The organism is Pseudomonas sp. NPDC087814, from assembly GCF_044742865.1.
Taxonomy (GTDB): domain Bacteria; phylum Pseudomonadota; class Gammaproteobacteria; order Pseudomonadales; family Pseudomonadaceae; genus Aquipseudomonas.
Map to the genome: position 1 here is coordinate 1 of NZ_JBIUVK010000022.1, position 6,544 is coordinate 6,544.

Consider the following 6,544-nt stretch of genomic DNA (forward strand, 5'->3'; position numbering starts at 1 on the left):
GGCTAAGGCAACGAACTCTTTTTTCAGGCTCATGGCGTCTCTCGTATTCCAGGGCATGATGGTTTTCCGGCGTAGTTAGCTCGCCGAAAAGTGTCCACCATGTCCCCGTACACCCGTCAACCATGTGTCCGGTCCGTACACGCTTTTGCAAAGTGACTCGCTGTAAGAGCGAAACCATAAGCAGCCGTTACCCAAATAACGGATATACACACCATCACTCCGGCAAAGGAATCACCCGCAACGGCCGCACCGACTTATAAGAAAAACTCGAGTAAATCTCCTTAACACACGGCAACCCCTGCAACACCTCCCGCGCAAACTCTCCAAACGACTCCAGATCCTTCGCCACCACTTCCAACAAAAAATCATACCGCCCCGAAACGTTATGACACGCCACAATCTCGGGAATCTCCAGCAACCTTTGCTCAAACGCCCGGGCAACTTCCCGGGAGTGCGTATCCATCATGATGCTGACAAACGCCGTCACCCCATACCCCAGCGCCTTGGGCGACAGGATCGCCTGATAACCGCCGATCACCCCGCTGTCCTCAAGGTTCTTCACCCGCCGCCAACACGGCGAAGTGGTCAGCGACACCCGCTCCGCCAACTCCGCCACCGTCAACCGCGCATTACCCTGCAAGGCGTTTAAAAGTGCCTTGTCAGTCCGATCCAGATGCATGGGCATATCTTGCCTCAAAACGTCGTTTTTATTGTTTTTCATCCCAATCTACCGGCCTTTCCCAGCAAACTATGGAACGTTCGGCCGCCGTTATAAGCATAGCATTGTAGGAAATAAGGAGCGTCCGACCATGAAAAATAAACACAACACGTTCGGCTTTTCCACCCGCGCCATCCACCACGGCTATGACCCCCAGGACCACCACGGCGCCCTCGTGCCGCCCATCTACCTGACGGCAACCTTCGCCTTCCCCACCGCCGAATACGGAGCCGCCTGCTTCGCCGGCGAAGAGAGCGGACACTTCTACACCCGCATCTCCAACCCCACCCTGGCCCTGCTGGAATCGCGCATGGCCACCCTGGAAAACGGCGGAGCCGCCGTCGCCTTCAGCTCCGGCATGGGCGCAATTGCCGCGACGTTCTGGACCCTGCTGCGCCCCGGTGACGAAATCATCGTCAGCCAGACCCTCTACGGCTGCACCTTCGCCCTGCTGCACCACGGCATCGGCGAGTTCGGCATCAAGGTGCGCCACGTCGACCTCACCGACCTGAACGCCATGAGCGAGGCCATCAACCCGGCCACGCGCATGATCTACTTCGAAACCCCGGCCAACCCCAACCTGCAACTGGTGGACATCGCCGCCGTCGCCGAGATCGCCCACCGGCAACCCGGTATCACCGTGGTGGTGGACAACACCTACTGCACGCCCTACCTGCAACGCCCGCTGGAAATGGGCGCCGACGTGGTGGTGCACTCGGCCACCAAATACCTCAGTGGCCACGGCGATATCACCGCCGGCATCGCCGTCAGCAGCCAGGCCCTGGCCCAGCGCATTCGCCTGCAAGGGCTCAAGGACCTGACCGGTGCGGTGATGTCACCCCAGGACGCCGCCCTGCTGATGCGCGGCCTCAAGACCCTGGCCCTGCGCATGGACCGCCATTGCAGCAACGCCCTGGCCATCGCCGAAGCCTTGCAGGCCCATCCCCTGGTGGAATGGGTGACCTACCCCGGCCTGCGCTCCTTCCCTCAATACGAACTGGCCACGCGGCAGATGAAACAATCCGGCGGCATGATCGCGTTTGAACTCAAGGGCGGTATCGACATGGGCCGACGCTTCATGAACGCCCTCAAGCTGTTCACCCGGGCCGTGAGCCTGGGGGACGCCGAGTCACTGGCCCAGCACCCGGCCAGCATGACCCACTCCACCTACACCCCGGAGCAGCGCGCCCACCACGGGATTTCCGAAGGGCTGGTGCGACTCTCGGCGGGCCTTGAGGATGTCGCCGACCTGCTGGCCGACGTTGCCCAAGCCCTGCAGGCCTGTGCCGTAAAGCCGAAATCCCGGGCGGTGCAACACAACGTTCATCACGCTTGAAGTAAATTCACAGGCAGGCGCGACGTTTATCAATAGCCCGGCCTGAAAAGGTCGGGCTTCTCCCGTTGCGCCCTGCACCGCAAAAAATTTGATCCATTCATTGGCCCGTTTGCGAAAGCCTGTACTAGCATACGAGGCGGCAGTCATGGAGATCACTGCCCTGTACGCCGCCCTCATTGAAACTCATGGATGAAATGATGAACTCACACCTGTTCCCCCACATTGGCAAAGTAATCGCCAGCACCGGCAGCCGGCATTTCCCGCGCATGCTGCATGACCTGATCCTCACCCAACTGGCGGTCGACGCCACGCACATCACCCAAATGCCTGTGAGTTCACCGCGCAAGGCAGGCAGTTCGCGAATGACGGGGGTCAGCCCGGTGTACACCGACCCGCTGCCAGGGCTGGAAGAGGCCCAGGCCGCCGCCCAACTGCACCTGACCCGGCGCAAGGATGACGTCAGCTACGTGCTGTCGGTGTATCGCTCCAACCCCTGCGAAAGTTTTTCCCAGCAGGAGCGGATCATCCTGCAAGACTTCTCCTCCCTGCTGCTGCCGATGGTTGAAAAACACATCAGCGCCCTGCAACCCAGCGGTCCGGACAGCGAAGCGCCGCAGCAACAAGGCATCGACACCTTGCGCCGGCGCTTTGAAGAGCGCCTCGCGCAATCGGGGCTGGCCCTGTCCAGCCGGGAGCTTGAGGTGTGCGTGGGGCTGCTGGCCGGGCGTACCGCACCGGAACTGGCAGAGCAGTTGGCACTGAAGGTCAATACCATCGAGAGCTACCTCAAGCGGGCTGCGATCAAGATGGGCATCAGTGGCCGGCATTCGTTGATGCGGTGGATGTATTCCACAGAAGAAAACGCCACTCTCTAGAACACCGAGGAACAAATGTGGGAGCGGGCTTGCTCGCGAATGCGCAGTGTCAGTCAATACATGTGTGACTGATCCAGCGCATTTGCGAGCAAGCCCGCTCCCACATTTTTTGATCTCTGCCCGGCCTAATCCCGGGCCAGGGCTTCAATCGGATCCAACCGCGCCGCATTCCGCGCCGGCACAAACCCGAACACAATCCCGATCAACGTCGAACACGCAAACGCCGTCACCACCGAGCCCAGGGAAAACACCATTTCCCACTCTTTCACAAACAACGAAAACAGATAGCCGATGGCGAATGACAGCGAGATTCCGATCATCCCGCCAATCAGGCAGACCATCACCGCTTCCACCAGGAACTGTTGGCGAATATCCGATTGCCGCGCGCCCACTGCCATGCGAATCCCGATTTCGCGGGTGCGTTCGGTCACCGACACCAGCATGATATTCATCACTCCGATGCCGCCCACCAGCAACGAAATCACTGCAATCAACGACAGCAGCAACGCCAGGGAACGGCTGGTTTTCTGCACCGTCTGCATGATGCTGTCGAGGTTGTTGGTAAAGAAGTCCTTGGTGCCGTGACGTTGCAACATCAGCTTGGTGACGTTCTCTTCCACCACCTTGCTCGGCTGGCCGTCCTTGATGCGCACCGTGATGCTGTCCAGATGACGCTGGCCCAACAGCCGCCCCGCTGCCGTCTCGTACGGCACCCACACGTTCAACGCCTTGCTGGCGGCGAACATGTTTTTGTTGTCGGCCGTCACCCCGATCACGGTGCAGGGCAGGTTGCCCACCAGGATCACCTGGCCCAACGGATCCACGCCGGGCGCGAACAGCCGATGGCGCGCGTTGTGGTCGATCACCACCACCTGGGCCTGGCGCCGGGCGTCGCTTTCGCTGAAGGTAATTCCGGCTTCGAGCTTCAGGCCCTTGACCTGGAAATAGCGATCGCTGACCCCATTGACCTGGGCGTCCAGGTCGATATTGCCGTAACGCAGCAACAGGTTGCGCCCCACCACCGGCGTGGCGCTGTCGACGTAATACAGCTGGTTCAGCGCATCCACATCCGACGGCAACAACGTCTCGATGGCTGACGCACGGCTGTCACCAAAACTCTTGCCGGGAAAGATATCAATGGTGTTACTGCCAATGGCCTGGATGTCCTTGAGCACATAGCGCTTGGCGCCTTCGCCGATGGCCGAGATCGACACCACCGAGGTGATGCCGATGACAATGCCGAGCATGGTCAGCAAGGTGCGCATGCGATGGGAAATCAGCGCCACCCAGGCCATGTTGAAGGCCTCCTTGAACAGCCCGAGGCTCGCCACCAACTTGCGCGCACCGCTGCGCTTGGGCTCGATGGGCGCTTCGGTGGGCAGGTCGAGGCCGACACTCTGATTGGCGCGGTCACTGACGATCTCGCCATCGCGCACCTCAATGATCCGCTGGGCATTGGCCGCGACTTTCGGGTCATGGGTAACGATGATCACCGTGTGCCCGGCGGCGTGCAGCTCGGCCAGGATGCGCATCACCTCCTTGCCGCTGTGGGTATCGAGGGCGCCGGTGGGTTCGTCGGCGAGGATCACTTCGCCGCCGTTCATCAAGGCCCGGGCGATACTCACGCGCTGTTGCTGGCCGCCGGACAGCTGGCTCGGGCGATGGGTCAAATGCCCCGACAACCCCAGGCGTGCCAGCAATTCCCCGGCGCGGCTATGCCTGGCGGTTTCCGGCGTACCGGCATAAATCGCCGGCATTTCCACGTTGTGCAACGCGCTCAGGTGCGCGAGCAAGTGGTAACGCTGAAAGATAAAACCGAAGTAGTCGCGGCGCAGCTCGGCCAGTTGCTCATCCCCCAGGGTGCGGGTTTCGATGCCATTGATCTTGTAGCTGCCGGCGGTGGCGTAGTCGAGGCCACCGAGGATGTTCATCAGGGTGGATTTACCCGAACCCGAGGCCCCGGTGATCGCGACCATTTCCCCGGCGTGGATGGTCAGGTCGATGCCCTTGAGCGCAATGAATTCGCGGTCACCGGCCATGAAACTGCGCACGATGCCTTTAAGCTCCAGCAGTGGCTGAGTCATCAATCAGCCCCCCGCCACGGCAGGCGATGGGTCGCCGATCACCACCTTGTCGCCTTCGGCCAGGCCATCGAGGATCTGCACCTTGACGTTGTTGTTGATGCCCGTCTGCACCTGCCGCGTGTTGGCCTTGCCCTTGGCGTCCAGCACCCGCACCGGGAAACTGCCATCGGCATTGCGCGGGCCGAGTGCGGCCACCGGCACGGTCAGTGCGGCCTTGGCGGTGTCGAGCACGATGCGCACCTGGGCGGTCATGGCGATGCGCAGGCGGTGGTCGGGGTTGGGTACGTCGAACAGCGCATTGTAGAACACCGCGGTGTTTTGCTTGGGGGTGCCGGCGGTCTGGGTTTCGAGGAAATTCTGCGGGGCAGGTTCGGTACCGCGCAATTTGGCGTAGTAGCGTTTGTCGGCCTCGCCGAGGATGGTGAAATACACCTGCTGGCCCGGACTGATGTGGATCACGTCCGCTTCGGAGACCTGGGCCTTGACGGTCATGGTGTCCAGGTCGGCGAGTTTGAGCAGCACCGGTGCCAGTTGGCTGGCGATCACGGTCTGGCCTTCCTGGGTGACGATGCCCACTACATCGCCGTCGATTGGCGCGACGATGCGGGTGTAGGCCAGGTTGATCTTGGCGGTGTCGATCTGGATGTGCGCGCTTTTGATCTGGGCGTCGAGGGACATCAGGTTGGCGCGCTGTACCTCGTAATTGGACTCGGCGGTTTCGAAGTCCTGGCGGGACACGGATTCGTCCTCCTGCAGGCCCTGATAGCGTTCGTAGACGGATTTGGTTTCCTTGAGTTGCGCCGCAGTGGCGCGGCGTTGGGCCTGGAGGTTTTCTTCGTCGACCTGGGCTTTGCGCAGGGTGTTCTGCAGGATCAACGGGTCGATTTCGGCCAGCCATTGGCCCTTCTTGACCTTGTCGCCGACCTTGACCTTCAGGGATTTGAGTTGGCCGGAAACCTGGGCGCCGACATCGACCTGCTTGACGCCTTCGAGCAGGCCGGTGGCCAGGACGGCGTTTTCGATGTCACTGCGCTCGGCGGTGGCGGTCAGGTATTGCGGCGCGTCTGCGGGGGCCTGCACGGTGTAGATGGTCAGGGCGGCGGCGATTGCCAGGGCCAGGGCCATTCCTGTTTTGCGAAGCTTTGACTTTTCCATAAGTGACCACAGAAGACGTTGAAGTTGGTCCGGCTTTTGGCTCGGAGTACATATCCGTTTTTTTAGTAACGGCTGATATGGGTTCCGCTCTTACAGCGGCTCACTTTTGAACAGCGCAAAAGTAAGCAAAACGCTCTTGCCCCACCACTCGGCACCTCGCTTAGGCTCGGTGTGCCCTCACTCCGGCTTTGGACCGTGGGCCGCCGTCATGGGCCATCCCTGGCCCAGGACGGCTAACCTGGCGTCCTGCCAGGTTACCCACGCTCCAAAGCCTGCGTTCGGCCAGCGTGGTTTAACGGGGCGCCTAAGATCAAAATCAAGATCAAAAGCAAGAGCACAGCGGCCTGAGAGCCGGCTTGAGTGTGGTGAAGCAAAG

5 protein-coding genes are annotated in these 6,544 nt (G+C 60.9%); 2 read left to right on the plus strand and 3 right to left on the minus strand.

Translation table 11 applies throughout. The features are described from left to right. Positions 1–214 precede the first annotated feature (214 nt). Positions 215–685, minus strand: a complete 471-nt coding sequence (locus tag ACIOMR_RS17575) for an Lrp/AsnC family transcriptional regulator (protein WP_008430161.1) — start codon at positions 683–685, stop codon at positions 215–217. Positions 686–809: 124 nt separating this feature from the next. Between ACIOMR_RS17575 and ACIOMR_RS17580 the strand changes: the two genes are divergently transcribed. Together ACIOMR_RS17580 and ACIOMR_RS17585 are read left to right on the plus strand one after the other, a co-directional pair. Continuing rightward, positions 810–2,054 (plus strand): methionine gamma-lyase, encoded by a 1,245-nt coding sequence (locus ACIOMR_RS17580; RefSeq protein ID WP_401195479.1) that lies wholly within the window; start codon positions 810–812, stop codon positions 2,052–2,054. A 185-nt stretch (positions 2,055–2,239) separates the two neighbouring features. Continuing rightward, positions 2,240–2,929, plus strand: coding sequence for a helix-turn-helix transcriptional regulator (locus ACIOMR_RS17585; RefSeq protein ID WP_401195481.1), 690 nt, complete (start codon positions 2,240–2,242; stop codon positions 2,927–2,929). Positions 2,930–3,054: 125 nt separating this feature from the next. Here ACIOMR_RS17585 and ACIOMR_RS17590 read toward each other — a convergent pair whose 3' ends face one another. Continuing rightward, positions 3,055–5,013, minus strand: coding sequence for a MacB family efflux pump subunit (locus ACIOMR_RS17590; RefSeq protein ID WP_003212489.1), 1,959 nt, complete (start codon positions 5,011–5,013; stop codon positions 3,055–3,057). A gap of 3 nt (positions 5,014–5,016) precedes the next feature. After that, a complete protein-coding gene (macA, locus tag ACIOMR_RS17595; protein WP_032898521.1) occupies positions 5,017–6,168 on the minus strand; it encodes a macrolide transporter subunit MacA in 1,152 nt (383 codons plus the stop codon). Between the last annotated feature and the right edge of the window lie 376 nt (positions 6,169–6,544).

What these genes read in the sequence shown, in the direction of transcription:
- ACIOMR_RS17575 (WP_008430161.1), bottom strand. Translation starts at nt 685, where the DNA reads ATGCCCATGCATCTGGATCGGACTGACAAGGCACTTTTAAACGCCTTG.
- ACIOMR_RS17580 (WP_401195479.1), top strand. Translation starts at nt 810, where the DNA reads ATGAAAAATAAACACAACACGTTCGGCTTTTCCACCCGCGCCATCCAC.
- ACIOMR_RS17585 (WP_401195481.1), top strand. Translation starts at nt 2,240, where the DNA reads ATGGATGAAATGATGAACTCACACCTGTTCCCCCACATTGGCAAAGTA.
- ACIOMR_RS17590 (WP_003212489.1), bottom strand. Translation starts at nt 5,013, where the DNA reads ATGACTCAGCCACTGCTGGAGCTTAAAGGCATCGTGCGCAGTTTCATG.
- macA (WP_032898521.1), bottom strand. Translation starts at nt 6,168, where the DNA reads ATGGAAAAGTCAAAGCTTCGCAAAACAGGAATGGCCCTGGCCCTGGCA.